This is a genomic window from Alcanivorax hongdengensis A-11-3 (assembly GCF_000300995.1).
GTDB lineage: Bacteria > Pseudomonadota > Gammaproteobacteria > Pseudomonadales > Alcanivoracaceae > Alcanivorax > Alcanivorax hongdengensis.
The window spans coordinates 19,456-39,475 of record NZ_AMRJ01000031.1; the positions used below are offsets into that span (position 1 = coordinate 19,456).

The 20,020-nt window shown below is 54.6% G+C and carries 16 protein-coding genes; 4 read left to right on the forward strand and 12 right to left on the reverse strand.

Annotation, left to right across the window (positions count from 1 at the left end; translation table 11 throughout):
- Window positions 1–9: 9 nt before the first annotated feature.
- The 12 genes from A11A3_RS14735 to A11A3_RS14790 all read right to left on the reverse strand — a co-directional run bounded on the left by A11A3_RS14735 (window position 10) and on the right by A11A3_RS14790 (window position 12,006).
- Entirely contained in the window at window positions 10–1,287 is a 1,278-nt protein-coding gene (locus A11A3_RS14735) for an ATP-grasp domain-containing protein (protein ID WP_040297265.1), read from the reverse strand.
- 215 nt (window positions 1,288–1,502) lie between these two features.
- Window positions 1,503–3,185, reverse strand: a complete 1,683-nt coding sequence (locus A11A3_RS14740; protein WP_008930125.1) for a BCCT family transporter — start codon at window positions 3,183–3,185, stop codon at window positions 1,503–1,505.
- A gap of 63 nt (window positions 3,186–3,248) precedes the next feature.
- Window positions 3,249–3,530 (reverse strand): DUF5676 family membrane protein, encoded by a 282-nt coding sequence (locus A11A3_RS14745; RefSeq protein ID WP_008930126.1) that lies wholly within the window; start codon window positions 3,528–3,530, stop codon window positions 3,249–3,251.
- 661 nt (window positions 3,531–4,191) lie between these two features.
- On the reverse strand, window positions 4,192–5,109 hold the full coding sequence (locus A11A3_RS14755) for a DMT family transporter (RefSeq protein ID WP_008930128.1): 918 nt from the start codon (window positions 5,107–5,109) through the stop codon (window positions 4,192–4,194).
- A gap of 6 nt (window positions 5,110–5,115) precedes the next feature.
- The gene (locus A11A3_RS14760) at window positions 5,116–6,006 is read right to left on the reverse strand and encodes a ribose-phosphate pyrophosphokinase (RefSeq protein WP_008930129.1); all 891 of its coding nucleotides are present in this window, start codon (window positions 6,004–6,006) and stop codon (window positions 5,116–5,118) included.
- Between the two features lie 54 nt (window positions 6,007–6,060).
- The gene (locus A11A3_RS14765; RefSeq protein WP_051011835.1) at window positions 6,061–7,575 is read right to left on the reverse strand and encodes a thymidine phosphorylase family protein; all 1,515 of its coding nucleotides are present in this window, start codon (window positions 7,573–7,575) and stop codon (window positions 6,061–6,063) included.
- Window positions 7,576–7,598: 23 nt separating this feature from the next.
- The gene (locus tag A11A3_RS14770) at window positions 7,599–7,964 is read right to left on the reverse strand and encodes a hypothetical protein (RefSeq protein WP_008930132.1); all 366 of its coding nucleotides are present in this window, start codon (window positions 7,962–7,964) and stop codon (window positions 7,599–7,601) included.
- Window positions 7,961–8,236, reverse strand: a complete 276-nt coding sequence (locus A11A3_RS14775) for a DUF2933 domain-containing protein (protein WP_008930133.1) — start codon at window positions 8,234–8,236, stop codon at window positions 7,961–7,963. Before A11A3_RS14775 ends, A11A3_RS14770 begins: the two co-directional genes overlap by 4 nt.
- Window positions 8,237–8,285: 49 nt before the next feature.
- The gene (locus tag A11A3_RS14780) at window positions 8,286–10,790 is read right to left on the reverse strand and encodes a heavy metal translocating P-type ATPase (protein ID WP_040297267.1); all 2,505 of its coding nucleotides are present in this window, start codon (window positions 10,788–10,790) and stop codon (window positions 8,286–8,288) included.
- The gene (locus A11A3_RS18175) at window positions 10,780–10,905 is read right to left on the reverse strand and encodes a hypothetical protein (protein WP_255357626.1); all 126 of its coding nucleotides are present in this window, start codon (window positions 10,903–10,905) and stop codon (window positions 10,780–10,782) included. The genes A11A3_RS14780 and A11A3_RS18175 overlap by 11 nt, the downstream gene beginning before the upstream one ends.
- Window positions 10,906–11,526, reverse strand: a complete 621-nt coding sequence (locus A11A3_RS14785; protein ID WP_008930135.1) for a methyltransferase family protein — start codon at window positions 11,524–11,526, stop codon at window positions 10,906–10,908. It abuts the gene before it with no gap.
- 69 nt (window positions 11,527–11,595) lie between these two features.
- Window positions 11,596–12,006, reverse strand: a complete 411-nt coding sequence (locus A11A3_RS14790) for a MerR family transcriptional regulator (RefSeq protein WP_040297268.1) — start codon at window positions 12,004–12,006, stop codon at window positions 11,596–11,598.
- Window positions 12,007–12,939: 933 nt separating this feature from the next.
- Between A11A3_RS14790 and A11A3_RS14795 the strand changes: the two genes are divergently transcribed.
- Genes A11A3_RS14795 through A11A3_RS14810 form a run of 4 tightly spaced genes read left to right on the forward strand, consistent with a single transcriptional unit; the run spans window position 12,940 to window position 19,601 of the window.
- A complete protein-coding gene (locus A11A3_RS14795; RefSeq protein WP_008930137.1) occupies window positions 12,940–13,482 on the forward strand; it encodes a DUF411 domain-containing protein in 543 nt (180 codons plus the stop codon).
- Window positions 13,479–14,807, forward strand: coding sequence for a TolC family protein (locus A11A3_RS14800; protein ID WP_008930138.1), 1,329 nt, complete (start codon window positions 13,479–13,481; stop codon window positions 14,805–14,807). Before A11A3_RS14795 ends, A11A3_RS14800 begins: the two co-directional genes overlap by 4 nt.
- Window positions 14,808–14,818: 11 nt before the next feature.
- Window positions 14,819–16,486, forward strand: a complete 1,668-nt coding sequence (locus tag A11A3_RS14805; protein ID WP_008930139.1) for an efflux RND transporter periplasmic adaptor subunit — start codon at window positions 14,819–14,821, stop codon at window positions 16,484–16,486.
- Entirely contained in the window at window positions 16,479–19,601 is a 3,123-nt protein-coding gene (locus A11A3_RS14810) for an efflux RND transporter permease subunit (RefSeq protein WP_008930140.1), read from the forward strand. The genes A11A3_RS14805 and A11A3_RS14810 overlap by 8 nt, the downstream gene beginning before the upstream one ends.
- Window positions 19,602–20,020: the final 419 nt, after the last annotated feature.

Sequence of the window (20,020 nt, forward strand, 5' to 3'; positions counted from 1 at the left end):
TGTCTCCCGCTAGGTTTGCTTGAGGAGAACTGGTGCAAAGCCACCACCTGGGGTGCGAAAATTGGTGGTCTGGCCCCGATACAAGCGCGCCGCCGCCAACAGCAGCTCGCCGCGATAGGTATATAGACGTACGTCGACCTTGAGCATTTCCCTCTCGTCATCGACCATCACCAGGCGTTCTGAAGGTGGCACATAGGTCTGCGCGATGTAGTCGCTTTCTAGAATTCGGGCAAAGGCGCTTTTTGTGAGTTTGCTGCCTTTGTAAACTCCTTTGCTGCCATGACCCGCTACAGGTTTGAAAAACAATTGCCGTCGCTGCCGCCAGAGTTCTTCGCCATTGGCGGCATCGACTAACTGGGTGCGCGGAATACTTTGGCGAAGCAATTCGGCGTTCTCAGCGCTCAGGCCCCACTCCCTCAAGGTCGTTTGATCTGACAGAACAGCCAAATTGCGTTTGTTCGCGAACAGTGCGTGAATGTGGGGGTTGGGGGTTATAACAGCGCCTCCCTCCGACCAGGCCGCGCGTAAGGTGGCGTGATCGGGGGCTTCGAGTCCGAAGTCCACCAACCGATTGTAAACCAGATCGATTCGTTTGCCGTTGCCGTACAGCACTCCGTTATTAAGCTGAAAATCTTTGGGGGACAGAATGTGGGTCTCGATTCCGCCCCTCTGCAGCAACCTCTGAGCGAGCCTGAATTCCGGATAGAGGTACTGTTCCTCTGGCTGATCATCGACGATCGCGATTGTCTCCAGGCGTCTGCTGCCGCGCTGGGCGCGCCATTCGCTTTCGAACTGACGGATCACCTCGCGGTCAAAGTCCTCGGTCCAGAGTTCATTGGTCGCACCGCCACAGCATCGTTTTTGGGCACGGACAAGAATCGCATTGAGAAACGCACCTCCGGCATTGGTGTTAATCTCGATTAGACGTGGTCCATCGTCGCCAAGATGGAAGTCATAGCCCATAAAGGCACCAGCGGGACCGGGGTCGAGCCGTGCTGTCGATGGTGCCCAGGACAACACCTTCTCTCGATAGTCGGAGAGCGCAGCGGCCGCTTCCAATGCGCGAACCAAGGCCTGCATCTTGGCCAGATCTTGGTCGGGAACAAAGACAGCAACGTTGGAGAAAAGTTGATGCCAGGCCTCGCTGGACAAAATATCCTCGGCGTCTTCACCCAGTAGATGGGCGATATCCTGAGCTACCGCTGGCCGATCGAGAGTGACGCAGGAACAACTTTGGTTGAGTCTTTTTGCCTCTGCCTGCTGTGAAGTTTCATTAGTTGGGTGCACAGGTCATACCAAATGATCGTAGGTTTACGAAAGTTCTCGGGATTGTAGCAAAATGCGCTGTACTTGGGCCATGGAACCCGCTTGATGAAGCGGTGGATTTGGTAACGAGTGGTTTTTCAGTCCGCACTTTCTCAAATGGGCATTTCATCGTCCGGTACCGTAAGCCCAGGAAAGGGCGTCGGCCAGGGTAACTTGGCCCCTTGTTGGTTCACCAGCTACGTCTCTTCTATCGGGGTCGATTGTCCCGTCCGGCTCAATCCCGGACATTGCTCGGGGGCGCTTGGATGGAGTTCCTCTTCTTCCTGACGCTCCGCTTCCCGCTCAGACTCTCTCAGCAGCCATTGCTCCATGCGGGCATGCATCATTGCGTTTTTCTCTTCGCGGCGCCTAATGTCTGTCGCAAGGTCTTTATGAAGAGAGAAAGCCATTAGGACCATCAGCAACATAAAAGGAAATGCGGCGACAATGGAAAGAGTGCGGAGCCCGTTCAGCCCGCCGCTCAGCAAGAGCACGGAGGCCATTAACAGCTGCAAGCAGCCCCAGAGCACTCGAACAAAGCGTGTTGGCGTTAGTACACCCTTGGAGGTGAACATGCCCAGTACGAAGGTGGCTGAGTCCGCAGAGGTGACCACAAACATCGAGACCAGTATGACCGCCAGAACAGCGGCGACCCCACCCCAAGGCAGTTGATCTAAAAGTACGTAAAGACCGGATGGAACTTCTTCTGCCACGGCATCGGCGATACCGACGCCTTCAAACAGTTCGAAATGGATGGCGGAACCACCAAAGGTTGAGAACCACAGCATGCTCAAGGCGACGGGAATGACCATTACCCCCATGACGAACTCCCGAATGGTTCTTCCCCTTGATATTCGGGCGATAAAACTCCCCACGAAGGGCGCCCAGCTTAACCCCCATGCCCAGTAAAACATGGTCCACTGCTCCACCCACTTTTCGTCGGAGTGGGGGGCGGTTACCAGGCTCATTTCGATGAGGTTTCCGAGATACTCGCCAAGCGTTTGGGTGAGCTCACCAAAAATAAAGGCCGTGGGGCCCGTGACCAGGACGAAGAGCAGGAGGCCGCTCGCGATTACAAGGTTGGCGTTACTGAGATGGCGTATGCCCTTGTCGAGTGGCGTCATGGCCGATATGGTAAAAAGCGTTGCAAGCCCTCCCAGGATCATAAACTGCGATGTGGTCGAGTAATCCATTACACCCAGCCGGGAGAGGCCGCTATTGACCTGCAGCGCGCCAAGCCCCAGAGTCGTTGCAACCCCGAACAAGGTGGATACTACCGCCAGAATATCGATGGCTTTTCCCCAACCGCGGTCTACTCGCTCTCCCAACAGGGGGCGGAATGTTTCGCTGATCAAACCATAGCTATTGTGGCGAAAACGGACATAAGCGATAGCCAGACCCACAAGGGTAAAGTTGGCCCATTGGTGAAAACCCCAGTGAAAGAACGAGTAACGCATGCCCAGCTGCGCCGCCTCTACGCTGCGCGGCTCGGCAAGGCCCAGGGGCGGAACGTTCAAGTGCATGATGGGTTCCGCCACGCCCCAGAACACCAGTCCAACGCCCATGCCCCCCGAGAAAATCATGGCCAGCCAGCTGGTGAAGGAGAACTCCGGCAACTCGTTCTCCTGGCCCAGGCGGAGGTTTCCGAACCTGGAGAACGCCAGGAAAAAGATAAATAGTACAAAGCCGGTGGTTGCCATCAAGTACATCCAACCAACATTTTTGGCGGTTGCATCGAGGACTTTCTGGGCGATTGCTTCAACGGTTTCCGGCTGAAGGGCAGAGGTGACGACAAAGGCGGTAATAATGAGTAGTGAGGTGTAGAAAACCACCCCGACATCACCGAGGTGTCTCTTCAGGAAAGTTGTTAATCGGTTCATAAATAGCTCACCAGACAGTTCTCACGTTTCTACCCGTTTCGACGTAGGATCCATTAAAAATAATCATTGTCTCTCTTTTGAGAACCAGCGATACAAAGACACAAACAGAGCCGCGATGTACCAACCGTACAAATAGGCTTCAACTAATCCAATTAAAAATCCCGACCACGTAAGCCATTCGAAGCCGGGCAATAAAGGCGCCCAAGCTTCGTACATACGCATCTGCGCCGGGGCGAGCAGGCCAAAGCCTACGCACAGCAGATAGCTGATTACTAACAGAACTGACAGGGTGTTGCCTAGCGGGACGGTACGTAAACGGGTATTCACTACAGTAGAATCGTTCATAGCTAATTTCCTCTTCTCGTTGTAGAAAAATCTTGATTTTTTGATTGGGGCAAGCGTTTGTGCCGGCGCGGCGGGCCACCAGCCCAATGCAACTAGACCGAACGGCTGGACCGGATGGCGATGCAGCCGAGCATATGTCTGTGCGATAGCCACATTATCAGCGGCGGGAGAATAAGCCACTGCAGAAGTGGGGCCAGTCCCACGCCTAACAGAGGTATGATCGGCATAGAGTCTGCGTATGTCCATCGTTCCAGAGGGCCGGTCGCCAGCCATTCCATGACGATGGTCACGAGAAATGCCGCGAGCAGAAGGGTGATAGCCGGCTTTCGTTTGCCCTCGAGGAGCCATCGACGGTGTCCGAAGACTATTGAGGAAAACCAGAAGCTGGCCAGTAGAATCAGCACATCGCCGCCGGAAGCCTGTATACACATCCAAACCACTGAGCCGTGAGATGCCTTCGCCATACCGGTAAACCAAGGGACTTGAAGCATCTCCCACAAAAAGTGTGTCAAAAAACCAAATCCCGCCAGGGGGAGTTCTGGCAAAAGGACGGATAGTCGGCTGGTGGGCGCTCCTTGGCGTATTCGTTCGATCACATGTTGCTCCTGTTGCGGGGTTTTCCACTCCAGCTGTGTTTATAAGGAGGCACGGACTGTAGCGACTAAGGTGGTGTTGCGCTCTCGTCGGGGGCTACCACAGCATTTCTCCCTTGCATCATGGCTATACCGATAATGACAACGACTATTCCAAGAATCTGGACGGGTTGAAGCCGCTCTTCAAAGAACATAAATCCAATTAGCAACCCAAGTACCGGGGTTAGAAAGCTGAAGACGTTCAATCGGTTTAAGGGGGCGCGGGCCAGCAGGGCGAACCATAAATACACCATGGCGGCTGTCGCCAGGGCAGATAGAATGAGCAGGGAACCGGTGAATCGAAATGTCCACCGAATCTCCCACTGTTCGCCGCCTACCGCGGATGCAGCCAGAAGTATTCCGCCGCCTATTAATAACTGGACAGCCATGGGGGCGGCAACTGATCTCCCAGCACGATTTTTTAATAGAATGTTGCCGATGGCTATTCCGATGGCGCCCATAAGAACCCAGGTAACTCCCCATAGATAGCCGGCATTGTTATTGTCGAATCCCGACCAAGAAAGCAAGGCGACGCCCAAAAAACCTATGACAAGCCCGGCTATGCCCTTGATCTGCAACGTTTCTCCGAGCCAAGCGGCGGCGATCGCTGCGGCAATCAGGGGCTGAGTACTTGCCAGGACAGTTGCCAGTCCCGGTGATAGGTGTCCTGCTGCTAGAAACATTCCGCCAAATCCCATCGCTGTATAGGACAATCCGATTAAGCTCAACAGCCCCAAGTCTCGGGGGCTAAAAGGGTAAGGCGCGCGCCGCCGCAGAACCAAGTGAACCGCGAAGAGCAGCCCTCCCGCAAGAAAAGCGCGCAAGGCAGCAAACAGCAAGGGGGGAGCGTCCGGCAGCCCCGTCACGATAAAAGGAAAACAGATGGCCCAGAGCAGTACAACTACCACCATCCAAGCAACGTTCGCGGCTTTTGATTGAGTCTTCATAACGAATCAAGCCAACTCGCGGATACTGGTGGCCAGAAGGCCTCCGATATTGATGGCGTTGCTGGGGTGTGAGATCGTATTACAAGTGACCAGTCGCGCTGATTTATCAATTAGCTCCATATCGGCTCCTTCAGCAAAGATTCCGTGAACGCCGATGCAGACCACTTTCGGCAGCCCAAAGCGCTCAAGGTGAACTATGGTTTCCAGCATGGTATGGCCACTGGAGATGATGTCATCGACCAGTACCGGAGTGTGATTCAGCCATTGCTCAAGGTGAGGCACACTGATTTCTACCTCACGGTCGCCACGCCGGGTTTTACTCAATACCGTGAAGGGCGCACCTGCCTGCTTTGCCACCGCAGAGACCCATTGCTCGCTCTCGCTGTCGGGGCCGATCAAGACCGGGTTGTTGACGTTGGCGGCGATCCACTCCGCGATTACTGGCGCTGCGTGACCGACCTGGGTAGGAATACCGTAGATTTCCGACAAGACATGATAGCGGTGCAGGTGAGGATCAACGGTGACCAGCGCTGAAAAGTAGCGGGACAACAATTGCGCGAAGTAACGCGATGTCACACCCTCCCCGCCGTGAAAGCGTTTGTCCTGGCGCATGTACGGAAGGTAGGGCGCCACCAGCAGAATCTCCTTGGCACCGAGGTCCCTGAGTGTTTCGGCCAGCAGGAGTAAAGGCAGGGTTCGGTGATCAGGTTGATAAAGGTCCGCCAGCACCACCACATTGAGGTCTTTAACCTCATCCAGCACCCGCACATAGCTTTCGCCATCGGGGAAGTGGCGCATGTCGAGCTGACCCTCGCGAAGATCCAGCGACCCGCAAAGGGTTAGAGCAAGTTCTTTGTCACTGTGGAGGTTGAATAGCACATTCCAACGGATTGTCATGCCTGGTCCTTTTTTAAAGTCAATGAGCGGTATTGGACGCGAATTGAGAAGGCCTTATGACGGATATTCAGAGATGGAAATAACGTCAAGACGACTGTGTAAGTACTCCAGCGCGTAGGCAAGCACTCCTGCGGACTCGGCATGCAAGGTAAACAGAGGTTGGCCGGCTTCGACCCAGTCGCCGAGGCGTACATGTAAGTCGAGTCCCGAGGCTGGTGTCGCTGGCGCGCCGGCAAGCTTGGCTATGCGCGCCAGTAGACGGTTGTCGATAGCGGTGACGAAGCCATGACGATTTGCTGGCACCGGCTGAGTCTGAGCCGCCACCGGCAGTACGCGCATGCCGCCCTGGGCTTCGCAAATAGCTCTAAATTTTTGCCAGGCCCGACCACTGGTCAGGGATTGCGCGGCCAGATTGACGCCGCTGCCTTTTTCGACAAGCCCTGCGAGCTCGAAAATCGCACCGGCCAGTTGGATAGATCGATCCCTGAGATCCGCAGGTGCGTCTTCCTTGTTTTGGAGCACAGCCAGAACATCTCGGGCCTCCAGGGTGGGACCTATGCCTCGTCCGACTGGCTGCCGACCGTCGGTGATGACCGTCCGAACAGTCAGCCCGATCACTTCAGCGGTCTCGCGCAGCAGCCTTGCTAAACACTGGGCGTCCTCTTCACTGCGAACCTTGGCTGTGGGACCGACCGGAAGGTCGAGCACGACATGGGTGGCACCAGCGGCGGCTTTTTTAGACAGCACCGATGCCACTAGTTGTCCCTCGCTGTCGAGATCGATTGCCCGTTCGATACGAATCAGAACGTCATCGGCAGGGCTCAGGGAGACTGCACCGCCCCAGGCGATGCAGCCGCCTTCCTGCTCCACGACGCGCTGCATGTCGTCAATGGAAAGGGCGACCGGCGCCAAGGTTTCCATTGTGTCGGCGGTGCCTGCCGGAGAGGTGATCGCCCGCGAGGAGGTCTTTGGCATGATCAAACCCTCTGCAGCCACCATAGCTACCACAAGAGGCGTGGTTCTGTTGCCGGGCAGGCCACCAACGCAGTGCTTGTCTACGACCACATCGCGATGCCAGTCAAGGCGCTCCCCCGCGTTTATCATGGCCCGAGTTAAGCTGGCGGTCTCGGTTCGGTTTAATCCACGACTGGCGCACGCGGTCAGGAAGGTGGCCAGCTCCACGTCGGTATAAAACCCTTTGCAGATGTCCGAGATGATGGCGTCAAACTGTATGTCCTCCAGTGGCTTTCCATAGATCTTGGCACGCACCGAGCTCATGGATTCTACCGTGGGCGGGTGAACGAAACCGGCGAGTTCGCCAGGCTGGGGGGCAAGGGTGTGCCAAGCGGATTCCGACAGCCCGAATTCATCCGGTGCAAGCCAGTCTCCATGTATGACGTTGAGACTAGCCAAAACGCTTCGCTCGCCAATGTTGACTTGTACCCGGCTTTGGGCATTGAATCCTTCCGAGTGGCAGACGTGGCAATCATTGCGCATATAGACCACCAGCTCTTGATGGCTATCGATACCCAGTCGGCGCGGTTTCAGTAGGTAATGCTCTTCGGTCATCAAGGGCCCTTTTAATGGCGTCTCTATTTTCGATTGTGCGGAGGTACTCGGTGGCAACTCCAGGGTTCATGTTGGGCGTTGTCTTTAACGTTTTGGTCGACGAACAGGTAATACTCCTCTTTGAAGCGCGTCCACCAATCCTGCTTGATTGGAATGCCGAACTTGATAAGGATGTCCTCCACACACTGGAGGCATAGCCGCGATGCGTCATAGGAGAAATCGAGCCGGTCGGATGTCTCGACAAAGGCGATATCATCCAAGCCATAGAGCTGATCGATTTCCGCAATGGCTTCGGTCAGTTTCTCGGTATTGATGGGTCGCTTAAGCCCGAGGTGACGGGTCACCAAGTTAACTTCCGAAACTCCCAGGCGATGCTCTTTATGCTTCATTTTCTGTCAGCCTCCTTTCGGCCTTCTTCCAGGCCGCGGCGGTAAGCTTGCTCCGTGTCCTGGTGGTTGTGTTCGCCATGCCCGCTTTCTCCGTGACCGTGCCCCTTATGCATAAAAAGGTGCATTAACGGACAGAGGAGAATGATCAGGTAGGGGAGAAACGGAAAGACGTGCGCTCCGTGCTCTACAAATAGAAAGTAAAGCGCTGCGCCAACCAACAAGATCGTCGCAAATCCGTGAAGGCTGTTCCAGTAACCGGGTTTGTTAGCCATTAGGTTTCTCCAGTGCCGAGGTAGCGGCCTCTATCGGTGTGAAATCGAATCATTTATCGACACTCAGCTTTACACGCTTAAGAAGAATTGAATTGCCGATGACTGATAACGAGCTCACGGTCATGGCGATCACGCCGATCATGGGGTGCAGTAACCCGACGGCGGCGATGGGTATAGCGGCCACATTGTAGGCACTCGCCCAAATCAGGTTCTGAACAATTTTCCCAAAGGTGGCTCGGGAGAGGTGCATGGCTTCCACTACACCGGTCAGCTCACCGCGAACCAGAGTCACATCGGCCGCCTCAATGGCCACATCAGCGCCGGCACCTATGGCAATACCCACGTTTGCCTGTTTCAGCGCTGGCGCATCATTGATGCCATCGCCGACCATGGCGACATGATTGCCATGCTTTTTCTGCAGCTGACGAATTGCATCCACCTTGCCTTCCGGAAGTACCCCGGCCTGCACTTCGTCGATACCCACCTCCTCGGCAACAGCGCGCGCCGCACGTTCGTTGTCGCCGGTGATCATTACCACATGCAGGCCCAACTCATGCATGCCGCGTATAGCGGCTACTGATTCCTCTTTGATGGTGTCGGCCACCGCGACAATGCCACACGCTTTCCCATCGACAGCGACCAGTACGGCGGTGCGGCCGCGCCCTTCCAGGCTGTCCAGATCCTCGTCCAACGCCTCTAGACCGCTTACTCCTTCTTCGTTCAGCAATTTGCGGTTGCCAATCAGAACCAACGCACCATCGACTTTGCCGGATACGCCGCGTGCGCCAGTGGAACGAAATTCTTTGACCTCCCCCGGGCTCACCTGACGCTCGCGGGCGCCTTCGACAATGGCGCGGGCAATGGGGTGCTCAGAGGCATTTTCCACCGTCGCGGCCCACTGCAGCAGTTGTTGTTCTGTGACATTGTTGGCCGTAACCACTTCAGTCAGTTTGGGCTCGCCCCGTGTGATAGTGCCGGTTTTATCAAGCACCATCACCTTGACGTCTTTGAAGGTTTGAATAGCCTCGCCGGAGCGAATCAGAATGCCTCGCTCGGCGCCAATACCCGAGCCCACCATAAGCGCGGTGGGTGTCGCCAAGCCCAGAGCGCAGGGGCAGGCAATAACCAGAACCGCAATGGCGGCGAGAGTAGCCAGTACTGGTGTGGTCGCCGTTTGATCAACCCAGGGCAGAAAATCCGCGCCCCATGCAAGTATGGGGCGCAGGCTGTCGGCGGCAACAAACCACACCGCAAAGCTTGCCAGGGCAATCAGAATGACGATGGGCACAAAACGCCCCGTCATGCGGTCGGCGAATTCCTGAATGGGCACTCGCGAGCCTTGGGCCTGTTCTACCAGTTTGATCACCTGGGACAAAAAGGTATCGCCGCCCACCTTGGTGGCCTTGACCCGTAAACGTCCCTCTTTATTGATGGTCGCGCCAATGACGGTATCGCCCGGAGATTTATACACCGGAACCGACTCGCCGGTGGCAATCGATTCATCCAGATGGCTCTCGCCTTCTACCACTTCGCCATCCGTCGGCACCTTGTCACCGGGGCGGATCACCATGATGTCGCCCGGTTGCAGTTCCTTGACGGGAACTTCCTGCTCCTGGCCATCGCGTTCGACCCGTGCGGTCTTGGCGCCCAAGGTTAATAATTTTCGGATCGCCTGAGATGCACGGCCCTTGGCTTTGGCCTCAAGATAGCGCCCCAATAGGTGAAAGGTCATGATGGTGGCGGCCATTTCAATGAATGACGTCATGGTGACGAAAAAGCCTGCCAGGCCGATCAGGTAGGGCGGAACGCTGCCCATGGAAATCAGTACATCCATGTTGAAGGTGCGGTTGGTGAGCGAGCGCCAGGTGGACTTGTGAGTGGCTGCGCCGCCATATAGAAAAACCACCGGAAACGCCAACAGGGCCACAATCAAAAGATAACCGGGGATCGGTTTCCAGAACATGTGCGGGATCATCAACACCATAATCAGTGTTGTCGGTATCCCGGCGATCCAAAGGCGTTTCAAAGCCTGATTCAAGTAGGCGTCTTCGATATCGGCATCCTTTTCCGCTTCATCTTCCGCTGCTTCGGAGGAGGCTTGAGCGACATCGTAGCCGGCTTTTTCAACCGCCTGTTTAAGCTGTTCAACACTGGGTCCAGCGTCGGTCATTACGACGTGAACCTTGTGGCTGGCGATATTGGTTTTGATACTCTCAATGCCCTCTAGCCGCTGGAGCGATTCACGCACAATGCCCGCACAGTGGTCTGAGCCCATGCCCGGCACGATAAGCTGGGCGTTCTTTCCCGCCCCCGAAGTGTTGGCTGCGGCGACGTCGTAGCCGGCGTTTTCCACAGCTTTGCGGAGATCGTCCAGGTCCACCGTCGAGGGGTCGTAGGTGACTTCTACGCGGTGGCTAGCGATATTGGTTGTAATGTCGCCGACGCTGTCAAGACGCTGTAGCGAGGTCTTTACAATACCCGCACAGTGGTCCGACCCCATGCCCGGCACAGTCAGCTTAGCCACAGCGCTCGAAGGTTGTGAGTCAACGCTCATTCTTTTCCCCTGCTTTTTCGGATCGCGAACGCTTTCTTCGTAGGTTCCAGCCCACCAGCGCAAAAACCGCCAGAAGAACAATACCACTAATAATGGTTGTGAATTCTAAGCTCATTCAAAACTCCTGCTGCTGCAACTTATTGAGGCGGGGAATGAACATCGGGATGTGCTGTCGATAAGCCCGATATTCATCACCAAACTGTTCCAGCATCTGCCGCTCTTCTTTCAGAGCCAGTAGCGTGTAGGCTAGGACAATTACTGGGAAGGCGATCAGTGAGACAATCGTCGGCCAGTGCACAACCCCTTCACCGAACACGATGAGAAAGAGGCCAGTGTATTGGGGGTGGCGAACAATCGCGTAAATGCCATCGGTCATTAGAGTCTCACGGCGCCGTGCTTGATGTATCCGGCGCCAGCCCTCCGCGACCAGAGTTGCTCCTAGAAACACTAAACTGTAGCCGAGCAGCATGGCTATGATGTGCGCCGTAGGGGTGCCGAACAATTGCGCCCAGAGGTTGCCGCCTTCGTTCCATGCCAGATCGAGGCCGAAGAATCGAGTTAGAAAGTAGATCGTTAAAGGAAACCCGTACATTTCAGCGTAAAAGGCGATAATAAAGGCCTGCAGCACGCCAGCGCGCGTCCATTCTTTCCAGCTGGCCGGAGCTAGATATCGGTACATTAGCCATGAAACAAAAACTGTGACGATAATTGCTAGGCCCCAGGTTCCTACATGCATGCGCTTGTGCCTCTGTTTGTGTCAATAAGCTTTAGATATTCAATGATTGTGTCACACTGAACGTTTATCCTACCCGCTCTCACTGAACTCCTCGATCAGATGACAGATCATGTTGCCTGTTGGCGCCCGGTCCGGTTTTGTTTCCCAATCCCTGACTGCGGAGTACATACGTTGCCGTAGTCGCTGACTATCTTGGAAGCCTTTCTCGTTTTCCTCCAGACGCTTCTGTATAAGCCGCCTGGCGAGAGGACAGGGGGATTCACCTTGATCAGCGGTATCCAGGATTTCGGCGATATCGCTCACCGAAAATCCGAGTTGTCTGGCGCTGAGGATAAACCTCATTCGACGCTTTTCCTTGGCACAGTACTCCTTGTAGCCATTGGACGGGTTCTTCGTTGGTTTCAGAAATCCAATACGGGTGTAGTAGCGAACAGTATCTACACTTACCCCAGTCTCATTAGCCAGTTGGTTAACACGCATAGGGTCACATCCCTTTCGTCAGCAATGTAAACAGGGTGACCCTGGGTGTTAGCTCTCATATTGATCCACGTCAAGGTCCTGCGTTAAAGACATAGGTTCAACTATCAATATCGGTATGGTAGACCTGTGTCCTGGTCACAGGTCAACTTAAAACTAGAGTCTGAAGGTTAGCCCATTTCCAGGACGTGACGAATAGATTACAAATTTGTAATCTTGATGCCATCTTTCTGTTGGTTTTTTCTTCTTATCATGGTAGCTGAAAGATCTTACGCTTGGGCGACCGCCTTTTTGAGCAGGGGTGACGCGATAGACCGGTAGGGTAGAACTATTGCACCGACGCACAGGAAATATAGATCGTTCGGGTAATAGAGACATTATAGATTATAGAGATTGTCGCCGATTCGGCACAGACAAAGGCGTGACTGGGTGAACCGGATAACAGTTGTTGTAGTTCTACTAACAATGCCGTTCTTGTGGGAGGCCTCTGCCATGGGTATGCCCCGCTATTGCACTATGGATGATGGAGCGAACGAGCTATCCACGAACTTAAAAGGTGTTGCCGAACACACTGATCACCAAGCAATGGGCCCTGTCGAGAGCGTGCAGTCTGCAGAGGGGGCGTGCTGCGATACCGATAAATCGGGGGTTGGCTGTGCGGTGGTGGGATGTGCCTTGTCAATTCAGATGTTGACTTCTTCCGTGACTACCCCGGAGTCATTGGGGACTCGTTCTGAGACTTCAGGTTTGCGCTACCTTGCCCTTCCTCTGGCACCGATTTTCCCTTTTCTAAGACCTCCAATCGCCTGATTTCACTCAATTAATCCGTGCTAACCAAGTACTAAAGGTAATGTGCCGTCCCAAAGGGAGGCGAAGCGGCGTTGCCTTTTAATTGAAACCTGAACACGAAGTGGCGATTTGTCATGGGAGGCAAATATGCATTCATCACGCCTTAAAATTCTGATGCTGGGGTTGCTCACGCTGCCCTTGCTAGTTGCTTGTGGGAAAGTGGAGGAGAGATTCGCTAGTCCTGATTGGGCCATTGGTGGCGCTGAGGTGCTCACCGTCTACAAAAGTCGAAGTTGCGGCTGCTGCAAAAAGTGGATTGACCATATAGATGTCGAGGGCTTTGAAACAGATGTCCAACACCCATCAAGCCTGAAACTCATAAAAGATCGGTATCGGATCGCACCCAATCTCCGCTCCTGTCATACCTCCGTATCGTCACAAGGCTACGTCTTCGAGGGGCATATCCCGGCGCGCTACATCCAACAGTTTCTGGCCAACCCTCCGTCTGATGCTGTGGGTCTGACTGTACCCGCCATGCCCCTTGGCAGTCCGGGGATGGAGGCTGAAGATCGGTTTAGGGCTTATCAGGTCCTGCTGATGAAAAAAGATGGCAACACCGAAGTGTTTGTCAGTGTAGAGAACCCCGCCCAGCAATATCAGCCGGGTGATCAACAGGAAGTTCAGTTATGAGAGTACTAGTCATAATGCTATCCGTTATGTCACTTGGTTTGGGCAGTGCTACAGCCCTTGCTCAGCCGGTTTCGGAATCGCTGACCTTGGAAGAAGCGGTAGCCCTCGCCGTCGAAGCAGATCCTTGGCTTGCTGGCAGCAAGCACACCCAGCAGGCGCTCAATGATGAGGCGACTGCCGCAGCGAGCTTGCCGGATCCCCGCGTAAGTCTGATGGCGGGCAATTTCCCCGTAGATAGCTTCGACATCAACCAGGAGGCTATGACTCAGTTGTCGGTGGGTGTCACGCAAATGTTCCCACGTGGTGACAGTCTGGCGCTTGCCAAACGGCAAAAACAGCAGCTTGCTGGACAGCACCCTCTGCTGAGGATAGATCGCCGCGCCAAGGTGGAAGCAACGGCCAGTCAGTTATGGCTAGAGGCCTACAGGGCACAGGAAAGTATTCGATTGATCGAGCGGAATCGGGGGTTGTTCGAGCAACTGGTGGAATCTGCCGAGGCCCATTATTCGTCGGGGTTGGGTCAGGTCCGTCAGCAGGATGTCATTCGCGCGCAGTTGGAGCTAACCCGTCTGGATGATCGCTTGACAACGCTAAAGCAGCAGAAAGAGGCCGCACAGCGCCGCCTGTCTGAATGGATCGGGGCTGCTGCAAGAGTCCCCTTAGCGCCGATACTGCCGACGCCATCACTCGCCAGGCCGCTGACTATACCGACTATCGAGGCCGCTGACGAACACGCACGCTACCAGTTGATCCGCCATCACCCAGCTCTGATGGCGCTGGAGCAGCGCATTGACGCGACCCAAACCGGCGTCGATTTGGCAGAACAGAAATACAAACCCGAGTGGGGCCTGACCGCCCAATACGGCTCTCGCGCCAGCGATCCCATGGGGCGGGAGCGGTCTGATCTGTTCTCAATTGGTGTGACGTTCGATCTTCCTATTTTCACAGGCAACCGCCAGGACAGGGAGGTTAGCGCCGCCGTGAATCGAGCCGAAGCCATCAAAACCGAAAGGCACTTGCTTCGTCGCCAACTGATGGCAGAACTGGAAACGGCGAGCGTTCAGCTGACGCGGCTCGATGAGCGCTTGGCGCTGTACACCGAGCAGCTGCTACCGCAAATGGCCGACCAGGCAGAGGCTTCGTTGGCGGCCTATGGCAACGATAGCGGAGACTTCGCCGAGGCCGTCCGGGCGCGCATTGCCGAACTGAATGCCAAAGTCGAAGCACTTGTGATCGCGGTGGAGCGTCAGAAAATAATGGCCCAAATCAATTACCTGCTCGCCGAGCCCTCGTCGGACGATGCACGGGCAATCGAACCGTTTTAGGAAGGTCAATAATGAATACATTAACTAAAGTACTGCTTGGTTCAACCGTGGGTGCGTTGCTCGGTGTATCGGGATTCTGGTTGTTGAGTGACGTCAACGAAAATGGGACTACAGCCACTGAAGGCGAACGGCAACCGCTGTACTGGGTGGCACCCATGGATGCCGAATATCGGCGTGACAAACCCGGCAAATCGCCCATGGGCATGGACCTTGTTCCGGTTTATGAGGAGGGCAGTGGTAAGGATGAGCCTGGGACCGTCAAAATTTCCCCCGTGGTGGTCAATAATCTCGGGGTGCGTACCGCTAGGGTTGACTCCGGCAGACTTCAGCCGGAGGTTAGAACCGTCGGGTATGTGCAATACAGTGAGAATCGCTTGGTGCATGTCAACCCGCGAGTTGAGGGCTGGATTGAGAAGCTCTACGTTGAAGCAGTTGGCGATCCGGTCAAAAAAGGCGAACCTTTGTACACGCTCTATTCGCCCACGCTGGTCAACGCCCAAGAAGAGCTGCTAATGGCGCTAAAGCGCGACAATTCAGTGGCTGTAGGTGCCGCGGTGGACCAGCTGTTGGCGTTGAACTTACCTCAAAATGAAATCGACCGGGTGCGTGAAACCCGAAGGATTAATCAACACATCACTTTCGCGGCCCCTCAGTCCGGTGTATTGGAGAATCTCTCGGTGCGTGAAGGCATGTTCATCAAACCCGGCACTAATATGATGAGCATAGGTCAGCTGGAGCACATCTGGGTGATCGGAGAGGTGTTTGAGCGCCAGGCGAACCTGGTCAGTGAGGGCGATCCTGTGCGTATGCGCTTGGACTATCTACCCGGTCGAGAGTGGTTGGGGCAGGTAGATTACCTCTATCCGTCACTCAATGCCGAAACCCGTACAGCCCAGGTCCGGGTGCACTTCCACAACCCCGATGGGTTCTTGAAACCAGGCATGTTCGCGCAGATGGTCATTGAAACCGAGGCGGGAGCGGAAACCCTGTTGATTCCACGTGAAGCCTTGATTCGTACCGGCAGTCAAGCACGCGTGGTATTGGCACTAGGAGAGGGCAGGTTTAGATCCGTAGTCGTTGAAGTGGGGCGCGTCGGAGAGCGGCAAGTGGAAATTCTGGCTGGCTTAAATGAAGGGGAGCGTCTCGTCACCTCCGCACAATTCCTGATCGACTCGGAGTCCAGCAAAACCGCAGATTTAGAACGCATGACGCCACGTCCCGACCAGAGCGAACAAGCCTCTGTTGAAGAAGACATTGAACCCTCGTCGACTTGGGTTTCCGCTCGTGTTCTCAGCCTGATGCCCGATCACCGTATGGCCACTCTCGAGCACGAGCCGATACCAGATTGGGATTGGCCCGCCATGACCATGGATTTCATGGTCGAGGAAGGCGTCAGCATGGAGGATCTCGAGCCGGGGATGCGCCTGCATGTACAGATAGTAAAGGATAGCGGCGGTGACTACCGCTTGAGCCAAGTTCACATCCCCGGTGAAGGATCTACAGGCGATACCGAATCTTCTGAAATGGACCACAGCCAGCATGAAGGGGGAGGCCAGGGCTCGATGCCGGAACAGAGCGAGAAGGGCCACGATGAGATGTCTATGCCGGACCACGACAGCATGAGCCAGGACGCCATGGAGCACGATCATCACGACAAGGAGGAGCATCGTCATGATTGAGTCCATCATTCGTTGGTCCATCAGCAATCGATTTTTCGTGCTGCTGGGCACCTTGATGCTGGTGGGTGTGGGCCTCTATTCCGTGAAGAATACCCCCGTAGACGCGATCCCGGATCTATCCGACGTACAAGTCATCATTAAGACCAACTACCCCGGGCAGGCGCCGCAGGTGGTGGAGGACCAAGTCACCTATCCACTGACCACGGCCATGCTATCGGTGCCGGGCGCGGAAACCGTGCGGGGCTATTCTTTTTTTGGCGATTCCTATGTCTATGTCATTTTTGATGATGATACTGATGCCTACTGGGCCCGTTCGAGGGTGCTGGAGTATCTGTCCCAAGTGGCTCCCACACTGCCACCAAGCGCTCGGCCACAACTTGGGCCGGACGCAACCGGGGTTGGCTGGGTCTACCTCTACGCGTTGGTGGATCGCAGTGGCAAGCATGACTTGAGCCAGCTGCGCAGCCTGCAGGATTGGTTCCTGAAATACGAGCTGCAAACGGTGAGCGGCGTTTCTGAGGTATCGGCCCTTGGCGGCATGGTTAAGCAGTACCAGGTAAAGGTCAGTCCAGAAAAGCTACGTGCTTTTGATATTCCTCTGTCGCACATTCAAAACACCATTCAGCGTGGTAACCAGGAAGTCGGTGCCTCAGTGGTGGAAATGGCGGAAGCAGAGTATATGGTGCGCGCCACGGGTTACATCCAAGGCGTGGAGGATCTCGGTAACATTCCCTTGGGTGTGAACGCTAACGGCGCTCCGCTGTTACTGAAAAACGTAGCTGAAATCGAAGTGGGGCCACAGATGCGCCGTGGCATAGCTGAGCTCAATGGTGAAGGTGAAACTGTGGGCGGTATCGTGGTGATGCGCTCGGGAGAAAATGCTCAAAAAACCATTGACGGCGTCAAAGAAAAGCTGGAAAAGCTCAAAAGCGGTTTGCCCGAAGGGGTAGAGATTGTCACCGTTTATGATCGTTCCGGATTAATCTCCCGGGCCGTTGACAGTTTATGGAAAAGTCTGCTCGAAGAACTCGCCATTGTGGCGCTGATCTGTGTCATTTTCCTCTTTCATGTCAGGTCATCACTGGTTGCTGTCATCAGCCTTCCGTTGGGCATTTTGACGGCTTTTATCGTGATGCATCTTCAAGGTCTGAACGCCAACATTATGTCGCTGGGCGGTATCGCGATTGCAATAGGCGCGATGATTGACGGTGCCATCGTTATGATCGAGAACATGCACAAGCACATGGAGCGGACGCCTTTGACGCCGGAAAACCGTTGGCAAGTAGTGGCGAAATCGGCTTCGGAGGTGGGCCCCGCATTGTTTTTCAGTCTGCTGATTATCACCGTCAGCTTTATTCCGGTGTTTACCCTGGAGGCCCAGGAGGGACGGATGTTCAGTCCGCTGGCATTTACTAAAACCTATGCCATGGCGGCCAGTGCGGCGCTCGCTGTTACAGTGGTTCCGGTTTTGATGGGGTATTTCATTCGAGGAAAGGTGGTCGCCGAAAGCAATAACCCGGTAAACAGGATACTGATTGCTGGCTATATGCCATTGCTCAAAGGCGTCTTGCGGTTCCCTAAAACCACGCTTGCAATGGCTGTTGTGATACTTTTGATTGGGATCTGGCCAGTCAATCAAATCGGCAGTGAGTTTATTCCTGACTTAGATGAGGGCGACCTGATGTATATGCCCACCACTTATCCGGGGCTGTCCATCGGAAAAGCCAGGGAGTTACTGCAACAAACCGATAAGTTGATTGCTACGGTGCCGGAAGTCAATACCGTGTTCGGCAAGATCGGTCGTGCCGACACGGCGACTGACCCAGCGCCACTGACTATGATTGAAACCTTCATACAGCTCAAACCCAAAGACCAGTGGCGCGAGGGCATGACCACAGAGAAACTCAAAAAGGAGATGGATGCTCTAGTACGATTCCCCGGCCTGACCAACGCCTGGGTGATGCCCATAAAAACCCGAATTGACATGCTGGCGACCGGCATCAAAACGCCGGTAGGTATTAAAGTGGCGGGCGAGGACTTGAAAGAAATCCAGGCCATTGGCCAGCAGTTGGAACAGGTCCTCAAAGATGTGCCCGGAACCGCCTCGGTTTACTCTGAGCGGGTGGCCGGTGGTCGCTATATCAAGGTGGATATTCAGCGGGAACAGGCGGCACGCTATGGCCTGAATATTGCCGATGTGCAGCAGGTGGTGGCTACCGCCATTGGGGGAATGAATGTGTCGCAGACGATTGAGGGGCTTGAACGCTATCCGATCAATTTGCGTTACCCGCAGCATTACCGGGACTCGCCGGAACAATTGGCATTGCTACCCATTGTTACGCCGGCCGGAGAGCGTATTGCACTTGGCGATGTCGCAAAGGTATATGTAGAGGAAGGCCCCCCGGCAATCAAGAGTGAAAATGCACGGCTCAACGGCTGGACTTTTGTGGATATCGAAGGCGTGGATGTAGGCACTTACGTTGAGCAGGCCATGGTGACCGTTCAGGAACAACTGGATTTGCCGGCGGGCTATTCGGTAACCTGGTCCGGCCAGTATGAATATATGCAGCGCGCCAAGGAGAAGATGACCTATGTAATACCGCTGACTTTGGCTATTATCATCATACTGCTGTACATGAACTTCAGGAGCTTCGCTGAAGTAGCCATAATTCTAGGAACCTTGCCGCTTGCTGTAATCGGTTCCATCTGGTTAATGTTCCTCTTGAATTTCAACTTTTCTGTAGCTGTGGCGGTTGGGTTTATCGCTCTCGCGGGTGTCGCGGTAGAAATTGGCGTCATTATGCTGACCTATCTCAATCAGTCGTACAGTCAATTCGTAAGTGATTGCAAAGAGAAAGGAGCGCCATTCCGGCGAGAGGAACTATTTCAAGCCGTGACACACGGAGCCGGGCTACGTGTCAGACCAGTGATGATGACGGGGGTTTCCACTATTGCTGGCTTGCTGCCCATTATGTTTAGCTCTGGCACAGGTGCAGAAGTTGTTAGCCGAATTGCGGCTCCGATGGTAGGCGGCATGTTGAGCGCGATGGTTCTGACACTGCTGGTGTTGCCCGTTGTATATTATCTTTGGAGGGGATATTCGCTAAAAAGTTAGGATGATCTGTCTGAATCTGTTTTGAGCGGCATTTTTATTACTCGAGGTTAGGGTAGGCGCGTAAAAAATGTCTGGATTCGGCTGGCGGTCATTGGCTGATCGAATGTTCTTTAAGGGATGTTGTCGGTCAAGCCGCCGGGCATCTGATAAAGGTGCGTTCTGAGCATTATGGTGCCTCTTCCATGAACTGTTCCTAGCGCAATCAGTGACCTAGGGAACCTCAGTGCAGCTTGAGGCCCTGCGTCGCACTTGCGTGCAATTTCATTCTATCGATTCCTCAACTGAAGCTACAGATCATGAATAAACGCGCAACCATCACCGCCGCTCTTTTTATCGCGCTAGGCGTCGCCACAGCAGGTCTGCTTTAAACCAATTCTCTACGGGACAGCGCGATAAAGCCGTGGCGCAGGAGGGGGGGG

Bases quoted from the DNA above. Each gene is read 5' to 3' on its own strand.
- A11A3_RS14800 (WP_008930138.1), top strand. From the start codon at position 13,479: ATGAGAGTACTAGTCATAATGCTATCCGTTATGTCACTTGGTTTGGGC.
- A11A3_RS14770 (WP_008930132.1), bottom strand. From the start codon at position 7,964: ATGAAGCATAAAGAGCATCGCCTGGGAGTTTCGGAAGTTAACTTGGTG.
- A11A3_RS14745 (WP_008930126.1), bottom strand. From the start codon at position 3,530: ATGAACGATTCTACTGTAGTGAATACCCGTTTACGTACCGTCCCGCTA.
- A11A3_RS14795 (WP_008930137.1), top strand. From the start codon at position 12,940: ATGCATTCATCACGCCTTAAAATTCTGATGCTGGGGTTGCTCACGCTG.
- A11A3_RS14785 (WP_008930135.1), bottom strand. From the start codon at position 11,526: ATGCATGTAGGAACCTGGGGCCTAGCAATTATCGTCACAGTTTTTGTT.
- A11A3_RS14740 (WP_008930125.1), bottom strand. From the start codon at position 3,185: ATGAACCGATTAACAACTTTCCTGAAGAGACACCTCGGTGATGTCGGG.
- A11A3_RS14780 (WP_040297267.1), bottom strand. From the start codon at position 10,790: ATGAGCGTTGACTCACAACCTTCGAGCGCTGTGGCTAAGCTGACTGTG.
- A11A3_RS14760 (WP_008930129.1), bottom strand. From the start codon at position 6,006: ATGACAATCCGTTGGAATGTGCTATTCAACCTCCACAGTGACAAAGAA.
- A11A3_RS14790 (WP_040297268.1), bottom strand. From the start codon at position 12,006: ATGCGTGTTAACCAACTGGCTAATGAGACTGGGGTAAGTGTAGATACT.
- A11A3_RS14810 (WP_008930140.1), top strand. From the start codon at position 16,479: ATGATTGAGTCCATCATTCGTTGGTCCATCAGCAATCGATTTTTCGTG.
- A11A3_RS14765 (WP_051011835.1), bottom strand. From the start codon at position 7,575: ATGACCGAAGAGCATTACCTACTGAAACCGCGCCGACTGGGTATCGAT.
- A11A3_RS14775 (WP_008930133.1), bottom strand. From the start codon at position 8,236: ATGGCTAACAAACCCGGTTACTGGAACAGCCTTCACGGATTTGCGACG.
- A11A3_RS18175 (WP_255357626.1), bottom strand. From the start codon at position 10,905: ATGAGCTTAGAATTCACAACCATTATTAGTGGTATTGTTCTTCTGGCG.
- A11A3_RS14755 (WP_008930128.1), bottom strand. From the start codon at position 5,109: ATGAAGACTCAATCAAAAGCCGCGAACGTTGCTTGGATGGTGGTAGTT.
- A11A3_RS14805 (WP_008930139.1), top strand. From the start codon at position 14,819: ATGAATACATTAACTAAAGTACTGCTTGGTTCAACCGTGGGTGCGTTG.